The organism is Streptomyces sp. NPDC101118 (assembly GCF_044759445.1).
In the GTDB taxonomy this organism is placed as follows: Bacteria; Actinomycetota; Actinomycetes; order Streptomycetales; family Streptomycetaceae; genus Streptomyces.
The window spans coordinates 135,724-160,391 of sequence record NZ_JBIVZG010000020.1; the positions used below are offsets into that span (position 1 = coordinate 135,724).

A 24,668-nucleotide genomic window follows, 5' to 3' on the forward strand; every position below is an offset into this window, starting at 1 on the left:
TTAGTACGTTCATTTCACCAGCGGCAAGCGGGCGTACAACTGGACGTAAAACTGGTTCACCTTGGGGCACTTACGACGTACGGCGCCCGGGAGTCCCGGGGGGGGGGGGGCCCCCCCGGCCGGCCCCCCGCCCCACCCCCACCGCATGCGTCCGCCCCGCCGCCCCCGCCCGGCAGCCGCGCCAGCCGGTCCTCCGCCAGGATCCGCCGGGTGGTCACCCGCTCCGGGTAGCAGCGCATGAACATCCGCGTGAAGTGCGTCCCGTAGTGGATGGCCTCGTCACCCGGCCCCGCGCCCAGCGGACGCACCACGGCGTCGAACTCCGGCTCGTGGAAGTACGCCAGCGTGAACCGCTCCCGGTCCGCCAGCCGCACCCGGTGCGGCGTCGACAGCAGCGCCCCGCGCGTCAGGAACTGCAGCATGTCGCCCGGGAACACGGTGAGGACGCCGGGCGCCGGGGCGACGTACCGCCAGCCGGGCTCGTCCTCCCACAGACCCGCTGAGCTCTCGTCCTCCCGCCAGTTCCGCGGCCGCGCCTCACCGGGCACGGGCGGCCGCACGAACAGGCCGCCCACCTCGTCCTGGGCGGCGATCACCAGCAGCCCGTAGTCCGTGTGCGAGCCGATCCCGCGCCGCCCCGCCCCCGCCGAACCCGGCGGGAAGCGCAGCACTCGCATGTGGTGCCAGCCGTCCCGGGTCAGCCGCCCGAACCCGGCCGCGCCGCCCGGCCCGAGGCCCAGGCCGAGCGCCACCAGCCGCAGCAGCCGGTCGCCCAGCCGGCCCACGCCCCCCAGGTACGCCTCCATGGCGCGCCGGAAGCCGGTGCCGGGCCACGGCACGGGCCCGTGCGCCGGCCACCCCCGCCGCACGCGGGGGTGGCCGGGCGGCAGGTCCGGCGTGATCGTGAAGATCTCCGACGCGTCCGCCTCGCCCGCGGTGAGCTCCTCGCCCGAGGCGATGTACCCGGCGTACGAAGCGTCGCTGACCAGCGCGGACTTCTCTTCGCGGGGCAGCTCGAAGAACCGGCGGGCCGCCGCCAGCGCGGCCCGCGTGCGGGCCGTCTGCGCCGGGTCCGCGGCCACCTGGAAGACGCCGTCCCGCCGCCAGGCCCGGACCAGCTCCCGCCCCAGCGCCTCGTCGGCCGCCGTGCCGGCCACCACGGCCGGCACCCGGAACGTCCGGAAACCATCCATCCCGACCACTCCTCTTCGCCGTACCCCCGCCCCCCGGGGCGGGGGTACGGGCTCCTGCCCGGGTGCACGCGCGGAGGGCCGGCGGGTTCGGCGGGCGGCCGGAATCCGACGCGACTTCGGGGAGTCGCCCGGCCCGGCCCGGACCGGCCCGGACCGGACCGGGCCGGCCCGGGCCAGGCCGGGCCGGGCATTGGGGGGCGGGTGCGGGGGCTACTCGTACTCGACCGTGAGCGTGGCGCGGGTGCCGAGGTTGAGGAACAGGTACGCCGTGCTCGTCTGGGGGGCCTCGAAGCGCAGGCGGACCTGGGTGGTCCCGGTGCGGTGCAGGGCCTGGAGGCCGGCGGACGACAGGCCGGAGGACGCCGCGGAGCCCGAGGAGAACGGCGTGACGACCGCGGCGCCCGCCACCGTCGGGGCGGCGGTCCAGTCCGCCGACTCGACCGCGCACCCGCCGAAGCAGCCCGTACGGACGTCCGCCACCAGCCGGTTGCCTGCCGGGCTCGCCCACGGGTCGCCGGAGCCGCTGCTGCGGGTGACCGACACGTAGGCGCGGGTCACCCGCGCGCCCGCCGGGATCCCGGAGGTGTCGAAGGAGAGCAGGGTCCGGTTGTACCGGCCGTCGGAGCCCCGGCCCACGGCCTGGCCGTAGGTGCCCTCCAGCGTGCCGACGGACGCGCCGGAGCCGTCGGCCGCCGCCTTCATGTACCCGTCCTCGGCGTCCACGCTGGGCAGGACGAGCCGGTTCCCGGCCGGCGGGGGAGTCGTGGCACCGCCGCCGAGGGCGCGGACCATGCCCATCACGGCCTCGATCTGCCGGCCGCCGTGCCGCGCGTGCGCCGCGTCGCCGAGGTAACCCCACCAGTTCCAGCAGCCGTTGGGGTTGTCGAGCGTCGCGGTCGGCACGGCCTGGGGGTACAGGACGACGATCCGGTTGGTGTCCGCGTACTCGTTGAGGTGGGCGCCGTCGATGAACTGGCGGCCGAAGCCCTGGTACGCGTACCCCTGCTTGCAGCCGTGCAGGGCGACCAGCAGGGTGCAGGCGGCGCCGTCGGCGCAGGCGGTGGGCACGTACGCGTAGCCGGTCTCGTCCAGCGAGTGGGCCGCGGCCCGGCCGCCGGGAGCGTACCGGTTCTGGTCGAAGGCGATCAGGCTCCCGCCGGGGGTCGCGGCCGGGGCGGTGACCGTGCCGAGCAGGTGCCCGAGGAGGTCGCGCTCGGCGTCGAACCCGCAGTCGTTGAGCCAGGGCTTCTGCGTGACGGCACAGGAGTTGGGGCCGCGCGGGCTGATCCACGCGTGCCCGGCGGGGACCTGGTCCTCGTACCTGACGCGGGCGCCGAAGCGGCCGTACCAGGTGGCGAGCGCGTCCGAGACCGGCTGCCGGACGGTGGCGTCGCCGGTGCCGCTGAAGAGGTACACGGGGTCGCCGGAGAGGTTGGCGACCGGGTCGACCAGGCCTTGGGCGGACCAGTCGCGGGCGGTCCGCTCCAGCTGGTCGAGGCCGAGGTCCTGGAGGGTGTCCATGCAGGCGTTGAGGGCGGTGTTCAGGTTGCCGCGGGCACAGCCGTACGGGCCGGAGGCGAAGGCCGCCGAGCCGCCGAACGTGCCCGAGTACGCGACGTGCAGCTGGGTGGCCAGGTAACCGCCGGACGACACGCCCGCGCTGTAGACGCCGGTGATGTCGTACGGGCGGAGCTCGCCCGGCACGGCGGGGGGCACGTCGGCGGCCGCGCTGCCGGCAGCCGCGCCGGCCGGGGGTGCCAGGGCCGCTCCCAGGAGCAGGAGCAGGACCGCCAGCGGGCGGAAGCGGGCAGCGCGCGACCATCTCATGTGGACCCTCCCGGGTGTCCCGGCGTGTGCCGAACTCGGTTTCCGGGAGGTTAGGCGCGGGGTGGGCGCCCTCCTATGGTGGCCGCAGCCACAAAGCCCGGCCCGGCCATGGGGCGGCCGGACCGGGCGGTGCGCAGGAGGCGGGGGCCGCTGTTGCGCAGGGGGGCGAGGGTGGTCGGCGCGGCGCCGGGCCGGGCGGCGCCGGTCAGCCGGAGGCGACCGGCGAGGCGACCTCGAAGTCGCCCGGGTCCACGCCGCCCTCCTTGGTGTCGTCGTTGGCGAACACGGAGGACTCGACGGGCACCCCGCGCTCTTCGCTCAGCTGGGCCACCAGCTCCTGGAGCACCACCGCCTCCAGCACCACGCGGGCCGCCTCGGCGCAGGCGGGCAGCCGGAGCACGGAGAGGTCGGGGACGCTGACCTCCGCGTCGACGCCCACGGTGGTCACCAGGAGGGTGGTGTGGCCGGCCCCGGCGAGGGAGCGGGCCAGGGCCAGCTCGCGGCCCGAACCGAACACCACGTGCAGGGTGTTGCCCGCGGACTCCATCTCGCCGTGCAGGTAGTTGCGGGTGGCCGAGGCCGCCGCCGGCATCCGGACGACCTCCCGCAGCAGCAGGGCGCCCTCCTCGGCGGAGGCGCGGGAGGCGCCCGCGGCGACCACGTCCGCCGCGACGCAGCCCGCCGCGCGGGAGCGGAGCTCGCCGGTCACCTCGGCGGCGCGGGCGCGGACTTCGCCCGTAAGGGATGCGATGTCCCGCCACGGGTCCACCCGTTCGGGGCGGCCGGTGAGCGCGCCGGCGATGAGGTCGAGGGCGACGAGGGTGCCGGTGTAGCCGACGGTGGACGCGTACGAGTCGGGCTCGTTGCCCAGGCCCACGCTGACGTCGGCGAGTTGGGAGAGCGGCGCGGGGACGACGTTCGACAGGGCCGCCCTGGCCGTGCCCGCCGGGGCGTTGCGGAACGCGGCGAGCGTCTCGGAGCTGCGGCCGCCCTGCGAGACGCCGACCAGCACGTCCGCCTCGAAGCCGCCGAGGCCGTCCTCGATCTCGCTGGCCAGCACGCGCTGGGTGACGACGCCCTGCTCGCGCAGCTGCTGGACGGGGAGGGCGAGGGCGGCGTAGGAGGCGCCGATGCCGGTGAACAGGGGGCGGCGGGCGGTGAGGAGGCGTTCGGCGGCGGGCTCGGCGAGTGCGGCGCGGACGCGGGACGCCACCCGGGCGAGCGCGGCGCCCTGGTCGTTCTGGCCCTGGTGGAAGGGGATGCGGGACGCGGACATGGGGGTGGGTTCCTTTCGGGCGTACGGGCAGGTGGCCGGGGTCAGGGCCGCGGGGCGCCGGCACCGGTGTCCGCGGCGCCGTCCCCGTCGCGTGCCCGGCCGGGGGTGGGAGGTCGAACCGGACGATGGCGAACCGGAAGACGACGTCTTACAGGGCGGCGAGGGCCGGACCGACCGGGATCGGCAGCAGGGGGCTTGGTGGCGATGCCGAAGTTGACGACGCAGTCGAGGGCGCCGGACGAGAATCCGAAGCCGTCGCGGATGCCGAGGGCGCAGCAGAGGGCCGATCGGCTCGGTGACGCCGGTGACGAAGGAGGTCAGCGCGACCGAGATCATCTTGCCGTGGACCAAGACGAGGGCTTCAGACGGGGGCTTCAGTCGATGGGCAGCCCGCGGGGCTCCTTGACCCGCTTCATGATGATCTGGGAGTTGACCTCGGTGACCCCGTCCAGCGCCGTGAGCCGCTCGATCCACAGCTGCTCGTACGCGGCCAGGTCGGCGACCGCGATGCGCAGCAGGCAGCCCGGGCTGCCGAACAGCCGGTAGGCCTCGATCACGTCGGGGATGTCCCGCAGGGCCTCCTCGAAGGCCTCGACCGTCCGCCGGTCGCGGCGCACCTCGATCGAGACCAGCACCTCGAACCCGCGCCCCACCGCGTCCGGGTCGATCACCGCCCGGTAGCCCTGGATCACCCCGTCCTGTTCCAGCTGCCGCACCCGGCGCATGCAGGCGGAGGCGCTCAGGCCGATGCGCTGGGCCAGCTCCTGGTTCGTCAGGCGGCCGTCGTGCTGGAGCTCGCGCAGGATGCTTCGGTCGATCCGGTCCATGACGCAATTATCAACCACGATGATTGATCAAATGCGGTCATTTTCGCAATCGCATTGCGCGGGAACTGTCCTATCCTTGCGGCCGGCCACCCGGACCACCCCACCACCCCACTACGGCACCACCGAGGCAGACACCCATGACGACGCGCGCACGCGACGACCGCCGGATCGTTCTCATCAGCACGGGCGGCACGATCGCCAGCCGCTGGCAGGGATCGGGCTACGCCGCCGACGCGGCCGGCGGCGACGTCCTGGCCAGCGCCGCCCTGCCCGACGGCCTCTCGGTCGAGGTCGTGGACCTGTTCAACGTGAACAGCTCCAACATGACCACCCGCCACCAGCTCGCCCTGCTGCGCACGGTCCACGAGACCCTGGCCGACCCCGGCGTCGACGGCATCGTCATCACCCACGGCACGGACACCCTGGAGGAGACCGCCTTCCTCCTCGACCTGCACCACGCCGACCCCCGCCCGGTGGTCCTCACCGGCGCCCAGCTCCCCTTCGGCACCGGTGACGGCGACGGGCCCTCGAACCTCAGCGACGCCCTCCAGGTCGCCGCGACCGTCCGCGACCTCGGCGTCCTGGTGGTCTTCGACGGCATGGTCCACGGCGCCCGCGGCACCCTCAAGACCCAGACCCTGGCCGTCGACGCGTTCTCCGACCCCTCCGCCCCGCCGCTGGGCAAGGTCGGCTTCAGCCGCGTCGACATCCGGCGCACCCCCGCCCGCCCGGCGGCCCTGCCGCTGCCGGCCGCCGCGTACGCCGCCGACTACGCGGCGGGCGACCTGCCCCGGGTCGACGTCATCACCCACCACAGCGACGCGGACCCGGTCCTCTTCGAGGCTGCCCTCGCCGCCGGGGCGCAGGGCATCGTGCTGGTCGCCACCGGGGCCGGCAACGCCACCCCCGACTTCGTCGCGGCCGTCACCAGGGCGGTGGCCTCCGGTGTGCTGGTGGCCGTCACCACCCGGGTGCCCGCGGGACCGCTCGCCGCGCTGTACACCGGCGGCGGCGCCGTCGACCTGGCCGCGGCGGGCGGGCGGCTCACGGGCACGCTGCGCGCCGCCCAGGCCCGCATCGCCCTCCTCTCCGCCGCCCTCGCCACGCCGGACCGGGCCGAGCGGGCCGAGCTCGTCGGCCCGCTGCTGAACGGCCCGGAGTCCGTCGGCGAAGCGTCCGTGGCCGCACCCGAGGCCGACGTGGTCCTCGAAGCCGACACCCGCCCCCGGGCCGACGCGGCCTGACCGGGCCGGACGTCACCGCCCGGCGGACGCTCACGCCGCGCGGGCTCCGGTGACCACCGGCCGGACGTGGGTGAGCAGCAGCTCCAGGAAGCGGTCCGGGTGCCGGAAGGACGCGAAGTGGCTCGCGTCCTCGATCAGGGCGAAGGCCTTGACCGGCGCCTCCACCGCGTCGAAGAACGCCCGGGCGCGGGCGGTCGGGGTGATCACGTCCCGGTCCCCCTGGAAGACGAAGAACGGCACCTCGAAGCGGGTCCCGTCGGCCCAGTCGTCAAACCCGGCGGTCCCCTCCGTGACGGTCGCCGAGAAGCCCTGCCCCTGGAAGTACGCCTTCATGAGGCGCGGGGAGTAGAGCGGCGACAGCCACATCGAGCCCAGCACCACCTTCTTCATGGTGTCCAGGGTGAGCGGGTCGCTGGCGGTGCAGTGCTTGTCGTACGTACTGCGCTGCGCCGTGGTCCAGCTCAGCTGGTCGGGCCCCATCGCCTCGACCGCCGCCACCGCCCGGCGCCGGCCCGTGGCCCGCAGCCGCGCCAGCGTGGCCTCGTACGCGGAGGTGTCGCGCCCGGCGTCCAGGACGTTCTGGTCCGTGCCGACGTACGCGGAGAACAGCTCGGGGTGGCTGCGGGCCAGCCGCAGCCCGAAGACCGTGCCGAAGGAGTTCGGCATCAGCACCATCCGCTCCACGCCCAGGCGTTCCCTGACGTACCGGACGACCTCCAGGGCGTCCGCGTAGAGCCGGCCGAAGGTCGCCGGGCCGCCCTGGGCCGCCGCTCCGCCGCGGGCGAAGGTCAGACCTGCCCCGCGCATGTCCCACCGGACGAGCGTGAAGTGCCGCTCCCAGCCGCGGGTGCGGACGCCGTAGACGGAGTTGGCCGCGCCGGGACCGCCGTGCAGCTCCAGCAGCACCGGGTTGCCGCGGTCCTCGCCGCGGACCGAGATCCACTGGTCGATGCCGCCGATCCGCACGAAGCCCTCCTCCAGGATCCCGGCGGGCGAGTCGATCCGCATCAGCCTCGCGTGCCCGGCGCGACGTACCGCGCGGTGGCAGAGGAGCCCGGCGACGGGCGCGGCCAGCGTGGCGGCGGTGACGGTGAGAGCGATGCCCGACATTATTTGTGTCCCCCAGACGCAATTTCGGTGTCGGTGTTGAGCATACGGGCCGACGGGGCGTTGTCCAGGGGTGAGCGGGCGCGGGTTCCGGAGGGCCGCGTTCAGCCCGCGGCCTCCATCCGGCCCCGGTGCACCGGCAGTTCGGCGACGCCGCGCAGCATCGCGCCGGGGCGCCGGGGAAGGCTCCCGGCGTCCGCGGCCAGGGCGAGGCCGGGCAGGCGGCGCAGCAGGACCTCCAGGGCGACCCGGCCTTCGAGGCGGGCCAGCGGCGCCCCCAGGCAGTGGTGGATGCCGTGCCCGAAGGCGAGGTGGCCCCGCGGGGGCCGCCGGATGTCGAAGCGGTCCGGGTCCGGGAAGTGGCGGGGGTCGCGGGAGGCGGAGGCGAGCGAGAGCATCACGCTGTCGCCCGCCGGGATGCGGGTGCCGCCGATCTCCAGCGGTGCTGCGGCGTAGCGGAAGGCGGCGGCCGTGACCGGGCCGTCGTACCGCAGGACCTCCTCCACGGCGCCCTCCAGGAGGGCGGGATCGGCGCGCAGGGCGGCCAGTTGGTCCGGGTGTCGCAGCAGGTGCAGCGTCCCGCTGGAGATCAGGTTGACGGTGGTCTCGTGCCCGGCGACCAGCAGCAGGAACGCCATCCCGAGCAACTCCTCGGCGGACAGTCCGTCTTCGCGTACCGAGGCGGCGACCAGGGCGCTCATCAGGTCCGGGCCCGGCGCGGCCGCCCGGCGGCCGATGAGCTGGGCGAAGTACTCCGTCATGCCCGCCGCGGCGGCCGCCGCCGTCCCGGCCGAGGCCGGTGCGACCAGCTCGGCCGACCAGGCGTGGAAGCGGTGCCGGTCGGGGGCGGGTACGCCGAGCAGCTCGCAGATGACGGTGAGGGGCAGTGGCAGCGCGTACGAGGCGACGAGGTCCGTGCCGGACCCGTGCGGCGCGGCGAGCGGGCCGTCGAGCAGGTCGTCGAGCAGGCCGTCCGCGATCTGCCGGACGCGGGGCTCCAGGGCCTGGATGCGGCCCGGGGTGAACTCCCGCGCGACCAGGACCCGTAGCCGCGTGTGCCGGGGTGCGTCGGTCTGGAGCATGTTGACGCCCAGGGCGTGCCCGCCGTCGCTCTGCCAGGACGCGGAGTGCCGGATGTCGTTGCTCAGCCGGGGATCGGTGAGCCCGGCCCGCACCTCGTCCCGGCCCAGCACGAGCCAGGCGTCTCCGGTGCCCGGTACGTGGATGCGGTGGACCGGGCCCTTCTCGCGCAGCGCCGCGTAGACCGGGTAAGGGTCGGCCGTGACGTCGCAGCCCTGCGGGGTGAGGTCCTCAAGTGTGGGTGCGCTCATGGTGGTTGGTCCTTCCGGTTACGCGGCCGGGGCAGAAGTGGGGAGTGATCCCCGTTTTGCTGTGCTGCAGACCGTAGCAGAAAGCGGGGAGTGGTCCCCGTATCGGGTTGGGCGGCTGCCGGTGCAGGAGGGGACGTCGGGTCGGGGGGAGAGGGGAGGAGGCGCTGGTGGGCGACCTGTGGCAGGGGGAGGTCCCGGGGCGGGCCGGGCCGCCCGTGGTGGACGAACCGGTGGTGGCCGAGGCGCTGCCGCCGCGCGGTGCCTGGCGGCCGGCCGACGAGGCGCGCCCGTCGGTGACCCTGGTCGTGGAAGGCCGGGCCCCGGCGCGGCGTTCGCCGCCGCGTGGCAGCGGCCGGCCGCCGCGTACGGCGTGACGGGTGGCGACCGCGGGTTCCTCGTCCAGGCGCGCAGCTCACGCGGGACCTCTGGGAATCCCGGCCCCTCGCCGACCAGGCCCTCGCCGGTCCCACCCCCCCCGCTGGACCCCGGCCTCGCCGCCCACCCGGCCCGCCACGGCGACCGCGACCAGCGCCGGCACCTCGCGGCCGACCCCCGCCTGGAGCCGGACGTCGTAGCCCGGCCGGCCGGTCGGCCCGCGACGCGGACGCGGGCGTCCGGGGCGCGCCGCCACAGCCGGCCGTGCGGGCCGACCTCCCGGAGGGCCAACGGGCCGCCTTCGACGTCGATTTCGACCCGGACATCCCCTACGGCACGCTAGGACTGGGGCGCCGCCCTGCACGACGACCCGGAGGGCATGCGTCGTCTGGCGGCCTCGTCCCACCGCTGCTCCGGCGGAGCGTCGCCCGCGCCCGCCGACTGCCGGCCGACGCCGTCGGACGGCCCGCCCGGGACGGCGACCGCGCCCGCACGGCTCTTCCTCGCCGAGTCCTGCGACGACGCCCCCGCCGACCTGCCGCTGGACGCTGGGCGCTGGTGGTCCGACAGCCTGAGTCACCCCGACCGTCCCCGCGGGGCCCGAACTTCCCCCGCCGCGGCCTGCTGCGCCACGCCGGCGACCCCGACCCCCGCCTGCGCCAACTGGGCCTGGAAGAGCCCGAGTCCGCGGACGAGCCGGTGCAGAGGTTCAGCCGGAACCCGACCGGCCGTCCGGGCGCGGGCCGCGCAGGCCCCCCGGCTCTCCGGGCCGCGCCGGCCGTACGCCTCTTCGACGACCCGCACGGGCGCATCCGCCACCACGCCGCCCGGCACCCCGCGCTGCCTCCGCGGATCCTCGTACGGCTGCTGACGGACACCGGGTCCGCGGAGGTCGCGGCCCGGAACCCGGCGCTTCCGCTGCCGGTCGTGGAGCGGATGGTGCGGGTGCTGCGCGGGGCGGCGCGGGAGGAGGGCTGAGGGCGGGGCGGGCGGCGGTGCGTCAGCCCCGGGCCCCGGACCCCGCCGCCGGTACGTCAGCCCTGCCCGGATGCCGGTGGCTCACCCCTGCCCGGATGCCGGTGGCTCACCCCCCTGCCCGGCGCCGGTACCTCAGCCCTGCCCCGCCGCCGGCACCTCGGCCGCAACGAACGTCGTCGTGGACGCGTCCGCCTCGGTGACGAGCGCGCCGCCCGGCGCCCACACGCCCGAACCGCCGCAGCCGGTCCACGGCCCGGCCGGCCCGACGTGGTTGGCCAGCACCACGTACATGCCCGTCGACCGCGCGATGCCCGGGTAGACCGCGGCGCGCTCCTGAACCCCGCCGCCGGTGCCGTACAGCGAACTGGCGAGGTGGACCCGGCAGCCGTCGGCGGCGCCGCGGCCGGTCAGGTCCTCGAAGTGGTTGTCGAAGCAGGTCGCCAGGGCGAAGCCGATCCCCCCGAGCTCGAAGCGGCCGTCCCGGTCGCCCGCCTCGAAGAGGCCGCGCTCCTGCTCGTACAGGTGCTGCTTGACGTACGTGGTGACCGGCTCGCCGTCCGCGCCGTACACCAACGAGGCCAGAGCCGGACGCGAACCACCGGTGCGCAGGGCGCAGTTGACCACCACGGCGGTGCCGACCCCGCGCAGCGGGTCCAGCCGCGGGTCGTCCGGCGTCACCCAGAGGGCGGGGTCCGCGGCCAGGGCCCCGATTTCGTACCCGGTGAGGGCCAGCTCGGGGAAGACGACCAGCTCCGCCCCCTCGTCGCGCGCCGCGGCGGCGAGGGAAACGAGCCGGCGGACGTTGGCCGGCACGTCCCCGGGAACACAACTCAGCTGAGCCGCGGCGATCTTCATGCATCCATCGTGCCAGGGCGACCGGCCGCGGCCGGCGCCGGTCCCGGCCCGTACCCGGCGGCCAGGTCCGCCTCCCACCCGTACCGGGCCGGGATCGCCTCGCGGGCCCGCAACCACGAGGCCGGCACGCCACGTGTGCCGGTCCGCGCCGCGACCACGCCGCCCGCGATGGCGCAGGTCGTGTCCCGGTCACCCCAGCCGCCGACGGTGTGCCAGAGCGCCGCGGCCAGGTCGTCCGGGCTCCCGGCCGCCGACCACAGGGCGAACGGAACCGTGTCCTGGGCCGACAGCAGGGTGCCGGAGCCGAGTACCGAGGCCGCGTGGCGAACTGAAGTCCGCCCGGGGAGGCCCGCGGCCACCAGGAGCCGCGACCGTACGTCGCTCTCCGGCACGTGGGAGGCGACCTCGCGCAGGAACTCGGCCCGGGCCGCGGCCGCGTGGTCCGCGCCGGCCGCGGCCAGCGCGGCGGCGACGGCCACGGCCACCGCACCCGCGACGGCCTCGGGGTGGGCGTGGGTGGTGAGCGCGGACAGCCTGGCCTGCCCGGCCGCGGCGGCCAGGTCGTCCCGGAACCAGGCGCCCAGCGGCGCGACGCGCATGGCTGCTCCGTTGCCGTGGGATCCCTGGCCGCCGAACTGCCCGGTCGTCACGGTCCGCCAGTCCTCGCCCCGGCCGAACCGCTCCAGCACGCCGTGCATGGAGGGGCCGTACTTGCGGCCGTTGTCGCGGGCGTACTCCGCGGCGAAATCCCCGGCCAGCCGGTCCGGACGCACCTCGCCGTGCACGGTGAGATGGGCGAACAGGACCAGCGCCATCGCCGAGTCGTCCGTCCAGTGCCACGGCGCGGGACGCGCGTCACGCGCCGCCCACAGCTCCTCGGCGGGCTCGTCGGAGCGCAGGAACCACTGGTCCCCGAAGGCGTCCCCCAGGACGAGACCGTCGAGGCTCGCGTGGGCGTGGGGGCGCGCGGTCATGGCGGGGCTCCTCGGGTGTGCGGGGGCGGCCGCCGGGATCCCGGCGGCCTCCGCATTCTGTCCGCACGGTTACGGCCTGGCCAGTGAATTCCCGCCCGCCGACGACCGGTTGTACGGGCTGGACCGGCGGGAGCCGGTGGCGCCTGCGCAGTCGCAGGCTCCCCGGGAGGCGCCGTTCATGCGGAGGCGCCGTTCATGCGGAGGCGCCGTTCATGCGGAGGTGCCGTTCATGCGGAGGTGCCGTTCGGGTGGAGACGCCCGTTCATGGCGAGGCGTGAGCGAACCGCAGCCGCCGGGGCCGTGCAGCGGCCGGCGCCTCGCGCCCCTCGTGCCGTGGCGCTGCCGCCGGTCAGCGGCCCTTGCGTACGCGGGCGGCGCGGCGGGCCTCCGCGAGGGCGCGGGCCTCGCTCGTCTTGCGGGACTGGCCCTGGCGGCCGGAGCCGCCGGTTCCGATGCCGCGGAACGCCGCGCCGCGTCCGGCCTTGGTGTCGTCCCCGGACTTGGCTCCGCCGCCGGGCTTCCCCGTACCGCCCGCCTTGCCGGCGCCACCCGGCCTGCCCGGGCCACCCGCTCCGCCCGTGGCTGCGACGGGCGGCCGCTTGGCGCCCGTGATGCGGGCCAGGTCGGGCGAGCCGGGGCCCACCTGAGTGACCGTCGCCCGGACCCCTGCCGCCGACAGCATCTCCTTCACCTCGCGCCGCTGGGCGGGCGTGACGAGAGTGACGACGCTGCCGGCCGCGCCCGCGCGGGCCGTGCGGCCACCGCGGTGCAGGTAGTCCTTGGGGTCGGTGGGCGCGTCCACGTTCACGACGAGTTCCAGCGCCTCGATGTGCAGGCCGCGGGCGGCCACGTCGGTGGCCACCAGAGCGGTCACCTCGCCGTTCCGGAACTGCTCCAGCGTGTGCGTGCGCTGCGGCTGGGACTTGCCGCTGTGCAGCGCCGCGGCCTTGATGCCGGCGGCGCGCAGGTCGCGGGTGAACCGGTCCACGCCCGCCTTGCTGGCCAGGAACATGAGGACCTGCCCGTCCCGGGCCGCGATCTCGGTGGCCGTGACGTACTTCTCCGCCGCCGGGACGGTCAGCAGGTGGTGCTCCAGCGCATCGGGCGTCCCGTCGGGCTCGTCGACGGCGGCCGGCACCGGGTCCTGCAGGTAGCGGTGGACGAGGTCGTCCACCTCGCCGTCGAGCGTGGCCGAGAACAGCATCCGCTGCCCGCCCGTCGGCACGAGGTCGAGCAGCTCGGTGACCTGGGGCCCGAACCCCATGTCGCACATCCGGTCCGCCTCGTCCAGCACCGTGATCCGCACCCGGTCCAGGTGGCAGTCGCGGCGCCCCACCAGGTCGGTGAGGCGGCCGGGCGTGGCGATGACGACCTCGGCCCCGGCCCGCAGCTCCTTGACCTGGTGACCGGTCGACAGGCCGCCGACCACCGTGGCGAGCCGCACCTTCAGCGCCCGCGCGTGGGGCTCCAGCGCGTGCGCGACCTGCTGCGCGAGCTCGCGGGTGGGTACGAGGACCAGCGCGAGCGGCCGCTTCGCCTCCGCCCGGCGGCCCGCCGTACGGGCCAGCAGCGCCAGACCGAAGGCCAGCGTCTTGCCGGAGCCGGTGCGCGCCCGGCCGAGCACGTCCCGCCCGGCCAGCGCGTGCGGCAGGGTGGCCGCCTGGATCGGGAACGGCTCCGTGACGCCCGCCCCCGCCAGCGTGACCAGCAGCTCGGGCGGCAGCCCCAGCTCACCGAACCCGGCGACGGGCGGGGTGGTGGCGTCCGCGGCGTCCGCCTGCGGGCGCTCGTCCTGGGCACCGGAACCGGCGTCGGCCTTCGCGTTCATGGGGAACCTTCCTCGATCGGGCGCCCGGAACGCACCGGGGCCCGTACCCCCTGGGTACGGGCCCCGACGTTCGAAGCGTGCGGCCATTTTACCAGCGGGCCGCCGCCGGACCGGCCCGCCGTACGATCGGCCGCACGGCCGGAGCGAGGGGAGCGGGGCGGCGGTGATGCGGGGGACGGACGGGCGCGGCCCGGGCGGACGGACGGGTGCCGGCCGTGGGGCGCGCGCGAGCGGGCCGGGCGGAGGCGCGGGCGCGGGTGTGGCGGGCGGCCCCGCGGACCCGGGCGTGGGAAGGGGGCCGACGGGCCCGGGCCCTACGGCCGGCCCTGCGGACCGGGGCGTTGCGGGAGGTCCCGGCGACGCAGCCGGTGGCGGCGGGGCCAGGGTGGACGGTTCCGGGGTGGGAGTGCCTGGGGTGCATGGGTCTGGGGCGGGGGTGCCCGGGGTGGACGGGTCTACGCCGGATGTGCATGGGGCGGACGGGTCTACGGCGGATGTGCCTGGGGTGGAAGGGTCCAAGGTGGACGTGCCTGGGTTCGACGGGTGTACGGCGGGCGTGCCTGGGGCCGACGTTGCCAGGGCGGACGTGCCTGGGGCGGAGGGGGCTACGGCGGACGGGTCTGCGGCGGACGGGTCTGCGGCGGACGGGCCCGGTGCGGACCGGACTCCGGCCGCCCGGCGCCGCGGCAACCGGCAACCGGCCACGCCGGACCGGCCGGCGGACGGGACACGTGACGCGGGCCGTACGGCGCGGCGGCGGCCGGTGGAGGGCTGGCTGGCGGAGGTGTGGGCGCGTACCCGCCTCGTACAGGTCCTGGCCGGCGGCGAGGGTACGGACCCGCTCGACGAGCGGCCGCTACTGGGCTGGATCGAGGGCGCCGGACCGCTCGCCGAACTGCACTCCCTCTCGACGCCCGGCCGCTTCACCGGGGACGTCTGCCGCTGCCCCGGCGGATTCACGCTCAGCCTGCACGACGCCGACGGCGAGCCCCTCGGCCGGGCGACCCTCCACGGTGTCGACACGGTCTCCTGGGAACGCGGCCGCTTCGGCGACGACCTGGTGGTGGCCGACCCGGTGGGGCTCGCACTGCTGCTGGCCCGGTACGGGGCTCCGGGCGTCGTCGCCCGGTTCTCCTCCCCGCTCGCGGGCGCGCTGGGGCTGAGCGAGGGGCGCCCGCAGTTCCGCCCGGCGGGCCCGGGGCCGCACGGCACCGGGCTGCTGGCCGAACGCGGCGTGCCGGAAGTGCTCCGTCCCGCGCTGGCGGAGGTGTCAGGACTCGACGCGGGCCGCCTGCCGGAGGCGCGCTTCGCCGCGCTGCGGGACCGCCTCGTGGAGGCCGTCCCCGACGCGGCGGAGCGGACCCTGGCCCTGCTGTCCTGGCTGGGCCGCCTCCCGGACCCGATGGAGGCCGACTTCGGCGAGGGGCTCCTCGTACGCGCACTCCTCGACGACACGCACGTCCTGCCCACCCTGACCGCGCACGGCCGGCCGCCGGACCCCCACCTCACCCTCGCCCTCCTGCGTTGGGCGGCCCGGGCGTCCCTGACGGACCCGCAGGACGGCGCGGCCCTGGCGACCCTGGCGGCCCCCGCCCTGCGCAGGATCCTGGCCTGACCACGCGCCACGCACCCCTGCCAGGTGCCGGCCGCCCCTGTCCGCTGCCGGCTGGGCCCCGTTGGCCGCCCGTGCCTGCTGCCGGCCGCCCGTGCCCGCTGCTTGCCGTCCGTGCGGGCCGCCCTCGTCGGCCGGCCGTGTTCGCTGCCGGGCCGGCTCTGCCTGCTGCCGGCCGCCCGTGACCGCTGCCGGGCCGGCCCTGCCTGCTGCCGGCCACCCTGCCCGGAGCCGACCGGCGCTGGTCGTGAGGTGTCGGCCGCCCCCGCCCGGTGCCCGCCCGCGCTGTGCGACACCGGCCGCCCCCGGCCGCTGACGCCCGGCCCGTCCACCCCGTCCCGCAGTCTCGACCTCCCTCCCCTCCCCGCGCCGGGGCCGGCTCACCCCGTGGCGGCCAGGCGGCGCCGCAGTTCCTCCTCGGGGACGTCCTCCACGTGCGTCAGGAACACCCACAGGTGCCCCGAAGGGTCCCGCAGGACGGCGGTGCGGTCGCCGTGGAACATGTCCGTCGGCGGCTGCACCACCTCCGCTCCGGCGGCCGCCGCACGCGCCGCGAGGGCGTCGACGTCCGGGACGAACACGTGCAGCGTGACGGTCGTCCCGCCGCCCAGCGCGGCCGGCGAGGTGAAGGCGGCGCCCTCCGCCTCCTCGGTGCTCACGTCCCCCAGCATCAGGACCGAGCCGCCGATCGACACCTCCGCGTGCAGCACCCCGCCGCCGGGGGCGTCGACGCGGAAGTCCTCACGGGCGCCGAACGCACGCCGGTAGAAGTCGATCGCCGCGACGGCATCGGCCACCGCGATGTGCGGCACCACGGAGCGCAGGTATCGATCGGGCACCACGCCCTCGGCAGGCGCCACGGCCGCCCCGGCCGCGCCACCCCCTCCGGACCCTTCAGCCCCTCCAGCCGCTCCGGCCGCCTCTGTCGTGGTGGGTTCGGTCCGGGTGTTCTCGGTCATGCCGGTTCTTCCTTCCCTCGGTGGCGCTCGACGGTCGGTCCGGGGCGCGGTCTCGACCGTAGGACCTCAAGCGGAGTTGAGGTCAACCCGTGGGCAGGGGGCCGGCGAGACGCCGGACGAGGGCTGCGCACCCCGCCCAACGCCTCCCACCACCACACCCGTTCACACTCCCGCAACGCTCGTCCCATGATGTGAACGATCCACGGGGCGGCCTGGACAGACCCGCCCGGGCACTGCGAACCTCCGGCCATGCGTCTCACCGACCCCGTACTCCGCCGTCTCGCCTGCGCCGCCGCCCTCGCCCTCGCCACCGCGACGGCCTGCGCCCCGCAGCCCGAGCCCCAGGACCCCAAGGCCGCGCCCTCCGCCACCGGCACCCAGGGGGCCTGCGCGAAGGGCACGCTCGCGACCCGGCAGTCGGGCAGGCTGACCGTCGGCACGGACAAGCCGGCCTACGCACCCTGGTTCCAGGACGACGCCCCGTCGAACGGCAAGGGCTTCGAGTCCGCCGTGGCCTACGCGGTGGCCGAACGCCTCGGCTTCGCGCGCTCCGACGTCACCTGGACCACCGTCCCCTTCAACAGCTCCTTCGCGCCCGGCGCCAAGGCCTTCGACTTCGACGTCAACCAGGTCTCGATCAGCGACGACCGGCGCAAGGCCGTGGACTTCTCGTCCGGCTACTACGACGTCCGCCAGGCCGTGATCGCGCTCAAGACCTCGAAGGCGGCCGGCGCGAAGAGCCTCGCCGACCTCAAGTCGGCCAAGCTGGGCGCCCAGGTGGGCACCACCAGCCTCGACGTGATCAACGAGCAGATCAAGCCGGCGCAGCAGCCCGCGGTCTTCCAGAAGAACGACTTCGCCAAGGCCGCCCTCGGCAACGGCCAGGTCGACGCCATCGTCGTGGACCTGCCCACCGCCTTCTACATCACCTCCGCCGAGGTGCCCGAGGCGAAGATCGTGGGCCAGTTCGAGCCCACCGCCGGCGAGCCGGAGCAGTTCGGCCTCGTCCTCGACAAGGGCAGCCGCCTCACCGCCTGCGTCAGCGCCGCCGTCGACGGCCTCCGCAAGGACGGCACCCTGGCCGCCCTCGAGAAGCAGTGGCTGTCCGACGCGGCCGCCGCGCCGGTGCTGAAGTGAGCCTGAAGGACGGGGGGACGACGGACGGCGCGGACGCCGGAGAGGACCGCCACGAGCCGCAGCCCCCGCACGCGCGCCACGCCACGGAGGACGACCCCTACGACCCGTACGACCTCTACGTCCCCTCCGCCCGCCGCATCGAACGCGAGCGGATACGCCGGGCCCGCGCGCGCCGTGCCGCCCTCATCGCCACCGCCTCCACCCTCCTCACCGGCGCCGTGCTCGTCCTCGTCGTCGTCAACTCGCCCGGCTGGCCCCGCACCCGCGCGACCTTCTTCGACCTCCACTACGCCCGCGAGGCGCTCCCGGCCGTCCTCCAGGGCCTGTGGCTGAACATCCGCCTCCTGGTGGTCTGCGGCTCGGCCGCCCTCGTCCTGGGCATGCTCATCGCCGTCGCCCGCACCCTGAAGGGCCCGGTGCTGCTGCCCCTCCGGGTGCTGGCGGCCGCGTACACCGACTTCTTCCGCGGCCTGCCGCTCATCATCAACATCCTCAGCATGGTCCTCGGCGTGCCGGCCCTCCGGCTCCAGGGCGTCCCCACCGACCCCGTGGTCCTCGCCGGCATCGCGCTGGTCGTCACGTACTCCGCCTACCTCGCCGAGGTCTTCCGCGCCGGCATCGAGTCCGTCCACCCGTCCCAGCGCGCCGCCGCCCGGTCGCTCGGCCTGTCCGGCCTCCAGACCCTGCGGTACGTGGTCCTGCCCCAGGCCGTACGGCGTGTCGTCCCACCGCTCCTCAACGACCTCGTCTCCCTCCAGAAGGACACCAGCCTGGTCTCCATCGGCGGCGTCGTCGAGGCCGTGTACGCGGCGCAGATCGTCGTCGGCAAGGAGTTCAACTTCACCCCGTACGTCGTCGCCGGACTGATCTTCGTCGCGATCACCATCCCGATGACCCGGTACACCGACTGGATCACCGCGCGCACCGAACGCCGCCGCGCCCAGGGAGGCCTCGTATGACCGCCGCCGACGCGCACCCGGAACCGGTGCTCCGTTTCGAGTCCGTACGCAAGACCTACGGCCGCGACGGCACCCCAGTGCTGCGCGACGTCACCCTCGACGTGGCCCCGCACACCGTGACCGCCCTGATCGGCGCCTCCGGCTCGGGGAAGTCCACACTGCTGCGCTGCGCCGCGCTGCTGGAGGACATCGACGACGGGGCGATCCTCCTCGACGGGCAGGACATCACCGACCCGCGCGCCGACGCGGACGCCGTGCGGCGGCGGATCGGCGTCGTCTTCCAGGCGTACAACCTCTTCCCGCACATGACCGTCCTCGACAACGTCACGCTCGCCCCGCGGCGCGTCCACCGCCTGCCGCGCGCCGAGGCGGAGGACCGGGCCAGGGAACTCCTGGAACGCCTCGGCCTCGCCGACAAGGCGGACGCGTACCCGGACCGCCTCAGCGGCGGCCAGCAGCAGCGCGCGGCCATCGTCCGCGCCCTCGCCGTGCGCCCCCGGCTGCTCCTCCTGGACGAGATCACCGCGGCCCTGGACCCGGAACTGGTCGGCGAGGTCCTGACCGTCGTCCGCGGCCTCAAGGACGAGGGCATGACGATGGTCCTGGCCACCCACGAGATGGCCTTCGCCCGCGAGGTCGCCGACCAGGTCTGCTTCCTGGACGCCGGCGTGGTCCGCGAACGCGGCACCCCGCACGAGGTCCTGGACCACCCGTCGGAACCCCGCACCCGCCGCTTCCTCCACCGCCTGACCCCCTCGGCCTGACCCCCTCCGCCTGCCCCGGCAGCCTGACCGCCTCCGCCCGACCGCCCAGGCGTTGCGGCCGCTAGGCCTCCGGCCAGGCGTCCCGGCTGCGGTGGTGGTTGGTGTGGCCCGCTGCCAGGACGGTACGGAGCGGGGTGAGGTGGCGGGTGTCCTCAGGGAGGGACAGGCGGGAGAGCAGGGCCAGCGCTTCGGCCGGGCGGAGGTCGCCGTACAGGTCGTGGTAGCTCGTGAGGATGCCGCGGAAGACGGCCGGGTGCAGTTCGGGGACCAGAGCGGCGGCCTCGTACGCCGTCTCCTTGACCGGCCACGGGACCGGGCCCGAGCACTCCAGTACGTGCCGGGCCCGGTTGAGCAGCGCGGGCCCCGCCGTACCGTCGGCCAGCCGGCCGGCGTCGCGGCCCAGCACCTCGTGGAACGCGGTGGCCGCGGTGGCGCGGTCCTCGAACCAGTCCACCCAGAGGGAGTACGTGACCGCCTCCGCGGCCTCGGGCCCCTCCAGGCGCCGCCGGTACCCCTCCCACAGCGGGCCCGGGGGCAGCGGGCCGTGCGGGCCCCGGTCCACGAGGGTGAACTCCCAGGCCACGCGGTAGTCGTCGAGGAGGTCGAGCAGCCCGAACGCCAGCCGCACTTGCTGCGCCTCGTCGAGCCGCTCGTCGGTGAAGACCAGCTCGGCCCACTCGTGCGCGACCTGGTTGGAGGTCAGCCGTCCGTCCGGTGTGCCGCCGTCCGTCCACGCGTCCTCGCCGACCTGGACCACCCCGTCCTCGGCCAGCCAGCGCCGTGCGTCCTCCCGCGCCTGCTCGTCGATCCCTACCGTTTGCTCTGTTTGCTCCGTTTGCTCCGTCTGCTTGGTCCGCTCCATCTGCTCAGTATCCCGAGGCGGGGGAGCGCGGTCCGGCGGGGGCGGTTCACCGTATTTCGGACGACCTTCGGCGAATTCCGGCCGGGGAATGAACCTCCGGAACCCGAACGCACTCTCGTCTCTCGGTACGTGCCGGCCGGTTCGGGGTCACCGCAGTGACCGGGCCGCCGGCGTCCCGTCGAGACACAGGAGACCACCCCCCAATGAGCAAGATCCTGCCCGGCCGGCGCGCGCGCCGGATAGCCTCCCTCGGAGCCGCCGCGGCCGCCGCCCTGGCGCTCATCGCACCGGCCGCCACCGCGGCCGCCGCGGGCCCCGTCCCGCCCGCGGGCGGCGGCAAGGCACCCGTCGGCATCATCGGCGGCAAGGAGCAGTCCGACGGCGCCTACCCGTGGATGGCGGCCCTGCTCTCCAAGGGCACCGCCAGCCCCGTGCAGCGCCAGTTCTGCGGCGGCAGCCTCATCAGCCCCGACGTGATCCTCACGGCGGCGCACTGCGTGACCGGCGCCAAGGCCAAGCAGCTCGAGGTCACCGTCGGCCGCACCGTGCTGTCCAAGAAGAGCCAGGGCCAGCTGCGTTCGGTCCGCTCGATCGTGTCCCACCCCCGCTACGTCAAGGGCGACGAGGCCTTCGACCTGGCGCTGCTGGAGCTCGAGCGCCCGGTCACCGGCATCGTCCCCGTGAAGCTGCCCACCGCCGGCACCGACGCCCTGCTGCGCCCGGGCGCCAAGGCCAAGGTCATCGGCTGGGGCAACACCGACACCGACCTGACCCACTACCCCGACCGGCTGCGCGGGGTGTCGGTGCCGCTGCTGTCGCACCCCGAGTGCAAGGCCACGTACCCCGGTTACAACCAGGCCGTCAACGTCTGCGCCGGCGTCGAGGGCAAGGACTCCTGCCAGGGCGACAGCGGCGGTCCGCTGTTCCGTGTGGTGGCCGGCCGCACGTACCAGATCGGCATCGTCTCCTACGGCGAGGGCTGCGCGGAGCAGGGTGCGCCGGGCGTCTACGCCTCCACCAGCTCGGCCAAGCTGTGGAACACCCTCTCGGAGTCCCGTGAGGGCAAGCGGATGCTGAAGCTCCTGGGCCGCTGATCCCGGCCGCTCCCGGCCGCTGATCCCGGCCCCGCCGCACCGCCCGTACGCCGTCACGGCGGGGCGGTGCGGTGGTGCTGGGGTGGGGAGGTGGGCACCGGACCCGCCCGTCCCCTGCCGCGCGCCGGTTCAGCGGCCGTAGGTGTCGTGGCAGAGCCGGGTGAGAGCGGGGGAGGTGATGCCGTGGGACTGCGCGCACAGCCGCGCCATGTCGACGCGTCCCGGCGCCGGGGCCGGCGCCGGACGGGGCCGCGGGCTGCGGACCGGTACCGCCCGCCGGGACGGATTCCGCCGCTGCTCGGGCCGCGCGGCGGCCGGACCGGCCGGGGCGGCCTTCCGCGGGCGCTCCGTCTTCCGCGGGCGCTCCGCCTTCCGCGGCGGCGCCACGACCGGACGCCGCACCTGCCGGGGCGCACTGCTCCCGGAACGCACGGGCGGCTCCGCCGACAACTGCGGTACGGGCCCCCACTCCTCCCGCGCAACCCCCGGCGTCTCGACCACCACCGGCACGGGCGGCCGCCCCCGCGGCCCGGGACCCGCCGGCGGCACCCCTCCGTCCCGCCCCACGGCCGTACACCCCGTACCGGCCAACAACACGCACCACACCAGCGGCAGCAAGATCGATCGACGCACCCGCCCCACCCTGGCGCAACCGGACCCGCCCCGTGCCGATTTGCTCCCGCTTTCCCCCCGACGGGGGTCTGCGGAAAGGGCGTTGACGCCATCCCACGCAGATGGACAGCGGCGCGCGCGGACTGTAGCAGGGAATCGTGCGGGTGTCCGGGTGTTTGTTGGATGGTGATGCAGTTGCCGCCGGGGGCTCCGGGCGGGACTAGCGTCCCGTCGCACCCCCCGGGACGGCGGTGCGAGGTGCACCCCGCCCGGTACCCGGAGCGAGGAGGGCACCGTGCTGCCACTGCGTCGACGGTCCATCGGCGGGCTGCCGGACACGACGAGACACGTGCTCGCCGGAGGTGTCGTCATCGGCGCCCTGGCGCTCACGCTGGTCGCGCTGCTGATCCCGGTGGACGCGTTCGGCGGACGCTCCCCGGCCGCCGCCGCGACCGTCACCGGTGACGACGGCGCCGGCACGCTCAGCACGCCGTACGGGCCGCTGACCGCCCAGGACCGGGACTTCGTCCGCCGGGTCCGGCTCGCCGGCCTGTGGGAACTGCCCGCCGGCCGCCAGGCGATGCAACGAGGCACCCGCGAGTCGGTACGCACCGTCGGGGAGCACCTCGTCGAGGGCCACACCGAGCTCGACCGCCGCGCCATCGAAACCGGCCAGGCGCTCGGCCTCGACCTGCCCAACCAGCCGAACGAGCAGCAACAGGGCTGGCTCTCCCAGCTCGACCGGACGCAGGGCGACCCGTACGAGCGCCTCTTCGTCCACCTGCTGCGCCAGGCGCACGGCAAGGTCTTCGCCCTCGTGGGGCAGGTCCGGGCGCAGACCCGGAACTCCATGGTCCGCGCGCTCGCCACCGACGCCAACTCCACGGTCCTGGACCACATCACGGTCCTGGAGGACACCGGCCTCGTGGACTTCGAGGCGCTCGACGGCGGCTCGCAGCCCGGCACCGGTGCCGCGACCCCCGCCTCCACCACCCCCATCCTCCCGACGAAGTGAAGTGATCGCATTGAGCCGACCGAGTCGACAGGGCCACAAACGCCCGCGGTTCCCCCGCAAGATCCTCGCCCTCACCGCCGTCCTGGCGCTCGGGGCGGGCGGCGCGACGTTCATCGCCCAGCAGGCGTCCGCCGGCATCAGCGACCGCGAACAAGGGCAGCAGCAGGGTCAGGAACAGGGCCAGGGACAGGGTCAGGGACAGGGCCAGGAGGGGATACCCGGTCAGGACGGCACGGCGGTGGTGACCGCCACCATCGACTGCCCCGACGTCGGTGACCGGCTGCGCGACGTCCCCGTCCAGGCCCGCGCCGAGGTGGACACGAATCTCGCCCAGCTCGACGCCCAACTCGCCGACGCGTACGCCAAGCTGGCCGCGGGGCAGGCTGGGCAGGCTGGGCAGGGCGACCAGGCTGGGCAGGGCGGAGAGAGTGGGGAGAGCGCAGGGCAGGGTGGCCAGGCCGCCCAGGGCAGCGGTCAGGAGGCGCGGCTGCTCGACGACCTCCAGCAGCAGCGGGAGGCGAGCATCGACCGCGTCGCCGACGCCATCGGCCGCTTCAGCCGGCGCCCCTCGGACATCGAGGGACTCGGCGCCTGCACCATGAAGCAGGCTTCCGTGCAGTCCGACGCGGTCAAGACCGGTCAGGCGGCGCAGGCCGGCTCCGCGTCACAGCCCCCTGCGGGCAGCCGGAGCGGTCCTTCGCGGCGCGACTTCGTCGCCATCACGACCGTACGGCCCAACGTCCGCCGCCCCGCGAACCGCAACGGCGCCTCCACCGGCTCCTTCTCCGTGTCCTGCGGGCGCAACAGGAACGGCCACTTCAACCCCGACAACGTGATCGTCGCGCCGGGCGTCAGCAACGGCGCCCACCACATGCACGACTACGTGGGCAACGTCTCCACCGACGCCTTCTCCACCAACGACAGCCTCGCCGCGGCCGGCACCACCTGCACCAACGGCGACCAGTCCACCTACTACTGGCCGGTGCTGCGCCTGCGCGACGGCCGCCGCGAACGCGACGCGAACGCTCCCGGTGGCGGCCAGGACGCCAACGTCGGCACGATCCTCACCCCCAAGCAGGTGACCCTGCAGTTCAAGGGCAGCCCCGTCGGCAAGGTCACGGCGATGCCGCGCTTCCTGCGCATCATCACCGGCGACGCCAAGGCCTTCACCAACGGCACGGCCAACGCCAACGCCTCCTGGAGCTGCACCGGCTTCGAGAACCGGCAGCTGAAGGACAAGTACCCGGTCTGCCCGCGCGGCAGCGACGTGGTCCGCACGTTCACCTTCCAGAGCTGCTGGGACGGCCGCAACATCGACAGCGCCAACCACCGCACCCACGTGGCCTTCGCCGCGGCCCGTGACGGCCGGTGCGGCAACGGCTTCACCGCCATCCCGCAGCTGGTGCAGCGGATCGTGTACAGCGTGCCGCCGGGGGCGCGGATCGCCGTCGACAGCTTCCCGGAGCAGTTGCACAAGGCCGTCACCGACCACGGGGACTTCATCAACGTGATGTCGGACGGGCTGATGGCCCGGGCGGTGCGCTGCATCAACGACGGGCGTGCCTGCCGCTAGCCACGGGGGGTCGGCGGCCCCCTCCCAGGCCCCCGGGGCGGACGCTCCCCCTCCCTGACGCCCGCGTCCGCCGCGGGTACGGTGCCGGTCCGAAGCCGACTTCGGGCCGGCACTGGTGTGTGTGGGGTAGCGGTGGGGCGGCCGGTGTTTGTGGGTGCCGTTCCGTTCCGTTGGCCCGCCGGAGCTCGCTTTGGTGGTGGGTCGTGTGGTGTGTGGGTCCCCTCGGTGCTTGACCCGTCGTGGCCTGCAGGCCCTGCGGCAGGCCC

The 24,668-nt window shown here is 75.3% G+C and carries 21 protein-coding genes; 10 read left to right on the forward strand and 11 right to left on the reverse strand.

Annotation, left to right across the window (positions count from 1 at the left end; all coding sequences use genetic code 11):
* Nucleotides 1-56 precede the first annotated feature (56 nt).
* The 4 genes from ACIQUQ_RS27790 to ACIQUQ_RS27805 form a co-directional block, all read right to left on the reverse strand.
* Nucleotides 57-1,193 (reverse strand): 2-oxoglutarate and iron-dependent oxygenase domain-containing protein, encoded by a 1,137-nt coding sequence (locus ACIQUQ_RS27790; RefSeq protein WP_403981053.1) that lies wholly within the window; start codon nt 1,191-1,193, stop codon nt 57-59.
* A gap of 210 nt (nt 1,194-1,403) precedes the next feature.
* On the reverse strand, nt 1,404-3,020 hold the full coding sequence (locus tag ACIQUQ_RS27795; protein WP_403981055.1) for a PHB depolymerase family esterase: 1,617 nt from the start codon (nt 3,018-3,020) through the stop codon (nt 1,404-1,406).
* Nucleotides 3,021-3,225: 205 nt separating this feature from the next.
* Nucleotides 3,226-4,296, reverse strand: coding sequence for an SIS domain-containing protein (locus ACIQUQ_RS27800; protein ID WP_403981058.1), 1,071 nt, complete (start codon nt 4,294-4,296; stop codon nt 3,226-3,228).
* 374 nt (nt 4,297-4,670) lie between these two features.
* The gene (locus ACIQUQ_RS27805; protein WP_403981061.1) at nt 4,671-5,123 is read right to left on the reverse strand and encodes an Lrp/AsnC family transcriptional regulator; all 453 of its coding nucleotides are present in this window, start codon (nt 5,121-5,123) and stop codon (nt 4,671-4,673) included.
* Nucleotides 5,124-5,260: 137 nt separating this feature from the next.
* Here ACIQUQ_RS27805 and ACIQUQ_RS27810 point away from each other — a divergent pair, with 137 nt between their 5' ends.
* Complete coding sequence (locus tag ACIQUQ_RS27810) at nt 5,261-6,367, forward strand: asparaginase (protein WP_403981064.1); 1,107 nt, start codon at nt 5,261-5,263, stop codon at nt 6,365-6,367.
* Nucleotides 6,368-6,397: 30 nt separating this feature from the next.
* Here the strand turns inward: ACIQUQ_RS27810 and ACIQUQ_RS27815 are convergent, their stop codons facing one another.
* Together ACIQUQ_RS27815 and ACIQUQ_RS27820 are read right to left on the reverse strand one after the other, a co-directional pair.
* On the reverse strand, nt 6,398-7,477 hold the full coding sequence (locus tag ACIQUQ_RS27815) for an alpha/beta fold hydrolase (RefSeq protein WP_403981067.1): 1,080 nt from the start codon (nt 7,475-7,477) through the stop codon (nt 6,398-6,400).
* A gap of 101 nt (nt 7,478-7,578) precedes the next feature.
* Nucleotides 7,579-8,805 (reverse strand): cytochrome P450, encoded by a 1,227-nt coding sequence (locus tag ACIQUQ_RS27820; protein ID WP_403981069.1) that lies wholly within the window; start codon nt 8,803-8,805, stop codon nt 7,579-7,581.
* A 167-nt stretch (nt 8,806-8,972) separates the two neighbouring features.
* Here ACIQUQ_RS27820 and ACIQUQ_RS27825 point away from each other — a divergent pair, with 167 nt between their 5' ends.
* Together ACIQUQ_RS27825 and ACIQUQ_RS27830 are read left to right on the forward strand one after the other, a co-directional pair.
* Complete coding sequence (locus tag ACIQUQ_RS27825) at nt 8,973-9,179, forward strand: hypothetical protein (protein ID WP_403981070.1); 207 nt, start codon at nt 8,973-8,975, stop codon at nt 9,177-9,179.
* Nucleotides 9,180-9,738: 559 nt separating this feature from the next.
* Nucleotides 9,739-10,158: a hypothetical protein gene (locus ACIQUQ_RS27830; RefSeq protein ID WP_403981073.1), complete on the forward strand. Its 420-nt coding sequence runs from the start codon at nt 9,739-9,741 to the stop codon at nt 10,156-10,158.
* Between the two features lie 132 nt (nt 10,159-10,290).
* Here the strand turns inward: ACIQUQ_RS27830 and ACIQUQ_RS27835 are convergent, their stop codons facing one another.
* From ACIQUQ_RS27835 to ACIQUQ_RS27845, 3 genes are all read right to left on the reverse strand, one after another.
* Nucleotides 10,291-11,013, reverse strand: a complete 723-nt coding sequence (locus ACIQUQ_RS27835; protein WP_403981076.1) for a carbon-nitrogen hydrolase family protein — start codon at nt 11,011-11,013, stop codon at nt 10,291-10,293.
* On the reverse strand, nt 11,010-11,987 hold the full coding sequence (locus tag ACIQUQ_RS27840) for an ADP-ribosylglycohydrolase family protein (RefSeq protein WP_403981079.1): 978 nt from the start codon (nt 11,985-11,987) through the stop codon (nt 11,010-11,012). The genes ACIQUQ_RS27835 and ACIQUQ_RS27840 overlap by 4 nt, the downstream gene beginning before the upstream one ends.
* 349 nt (nt 11,988-12,336) lie before the next feature.
* Complete coding sequence (locus tag ACIQUQ_RS27845; RefSeq protein ID WP_403981082.1) at nt 12,337-13,815, reverse strand: DEAD/DEAH box helicase; 1,479 nt, start codon at nt 13,813-13,815, stop codon at nt 12,337-12,339.
* 763 nt (nt 13,816-14,578) lie between these two features.
* On the opposite strand from ACIQUQ_RS27845, the gene ACIQUQ_RS27850 reads away from it, so the two are divergent.
* Nucleotides 14,579-15,430, forward strand: a complete 852-nt coding sequence (locus ACIQUQ_RS27850; RefSeq protein WP_403981116.1) for a hypothetical protein — start codon at nt 14,579-14,581, stop codon at nt 15,428-15,430.
* A gap of 377 nt (nt 15,431-15,807) precedes the next feature.
* On the opposite strand, the gene ACIQUQ_RS27855 is transcribed toward ACIQUQ_RS27850, so the two are convergent.
* Nucleotides 15,808-16,386, reverse strand: coding sequence for a VOC family protein (locus ACIQUQ_RS27855; protein ID WP_403981085.1), 579 nt, complete (start codon nt 16,384-16,386; stop codon nt 15,808-15,810).
* Nucleotides 16,387-16,635: 249 nt separating this feature from the next.
* Between ACIQUQ_RS27855 and ACIQUQ_RS27860 the strand changes: the two genes are divergently transcribed.
* The 3 genes from ACIQUQ_RS27860 (at nt 16,636) to ACIQUQ_RS27870 (ending at nt 19,246) form a co-directional block, all read left to right on the forward strand.
* Entirely contained in the window at nt 16,636-17,523 is an 888-nt protein-coding gene (locus tag ACIQUQ_RS27860; protein WP_403981087.1) for an ABC transporter substrate-binding protein, read from the forward strand.
* Between the two features lie 137 nt (nt 17,524-17,660).
* Complete coding sequence (locus tag ACIQUQ_RS27865; RefSeq protein WP_403981114.1) at nt 17,661-18,482, forward strand: amino acid ABC transporter permease; 822 nt, start codon at nt 17,661-17,663, stop codon at nt 18,480-18,482.
* Nucleotides 18,479-19,246: an amino acid ABC transporter ATP-binding protein gene (locus ACIQUQ_RS27870; protein ID WP_403981090.1), complete on the forward strand. Its 768-nt coding sequence runs from the start codon at nt 18,479-18,481 to the stop codon at nt 19,244-19,246. Before ACIQUQ_RS27865 ends, ACIQUQ_RS27870 begins: the two co-directional genes overlap by 4 nt.
* Nucleotides 19,247-19,307: 61 nt before the next feature.
* Here ACIQUQ_RS27870 and ACIQUQ_RS27875 read toward each other — a convergent pair whose 3' ends face one another.
* Nucleotides 19,308-20,108 carry a hypothetical protein gene (locus tag ACIQUQ_RS27875; protein WP_403981092.1) on the reverse strand — a complete coding sequence of 267 codons (801 nt, stop codon included), beginning with the start codon at nt 20,106-20,108 and terminating at the stop codon, nt 19,308-19,310.
* Nucleotides 20,109-20,311: 203 nt separating this feature from the next.
* On the opposite strand from ACIQUQ_RS27875, the gene ACIQUQ_RS27880 reads away from it, so the two are divergent.
* The 3 genes from ACIQUQ_RS27880 (at nt 20,312) to ACIQUQ_RS27890 (ending at nt 24,402) form a co-directional block, all read left to right on the forward strand.
* Nucleotides 20,312-21,202 (forward strand): S1 family peptidase, encoded by an 891-nt coding sequence (locus tag ACIQUQ_RS27880; RefSeq protein WP_403981094.1) that lies wholly within the window; start codon nt 20,312-20,314, stop codon nt 21,200-21,202.
* Nucleotides 21,203-22,109: 907 nt separating this feature from the next.
* Entirely contained in the window at nt 22,110-22,829 is a 720-nt protein-coding gene (locus ACIQUQ_RS27885; RefSeq protein WP_403981096.1) for a DUF4142 domain-containing protein, read from the forward strand.
* Between the two features lie 10 nt (nt 22,830-22,839).
* Nucleotides 22,840-24,402, forward strand: a complete 1,563-nt coding sequence (locus ACIQUQ_RS27890; RefSeq protein ID WP_403981098.1) for a DUF1996 domain-containing protein — start codon at nt 22,840-22,842, stop codon at nt 24,400-24,402.
* The last annotated feature ends 266 nt before the right edge of the window (nt 24,403-24,668 follow it).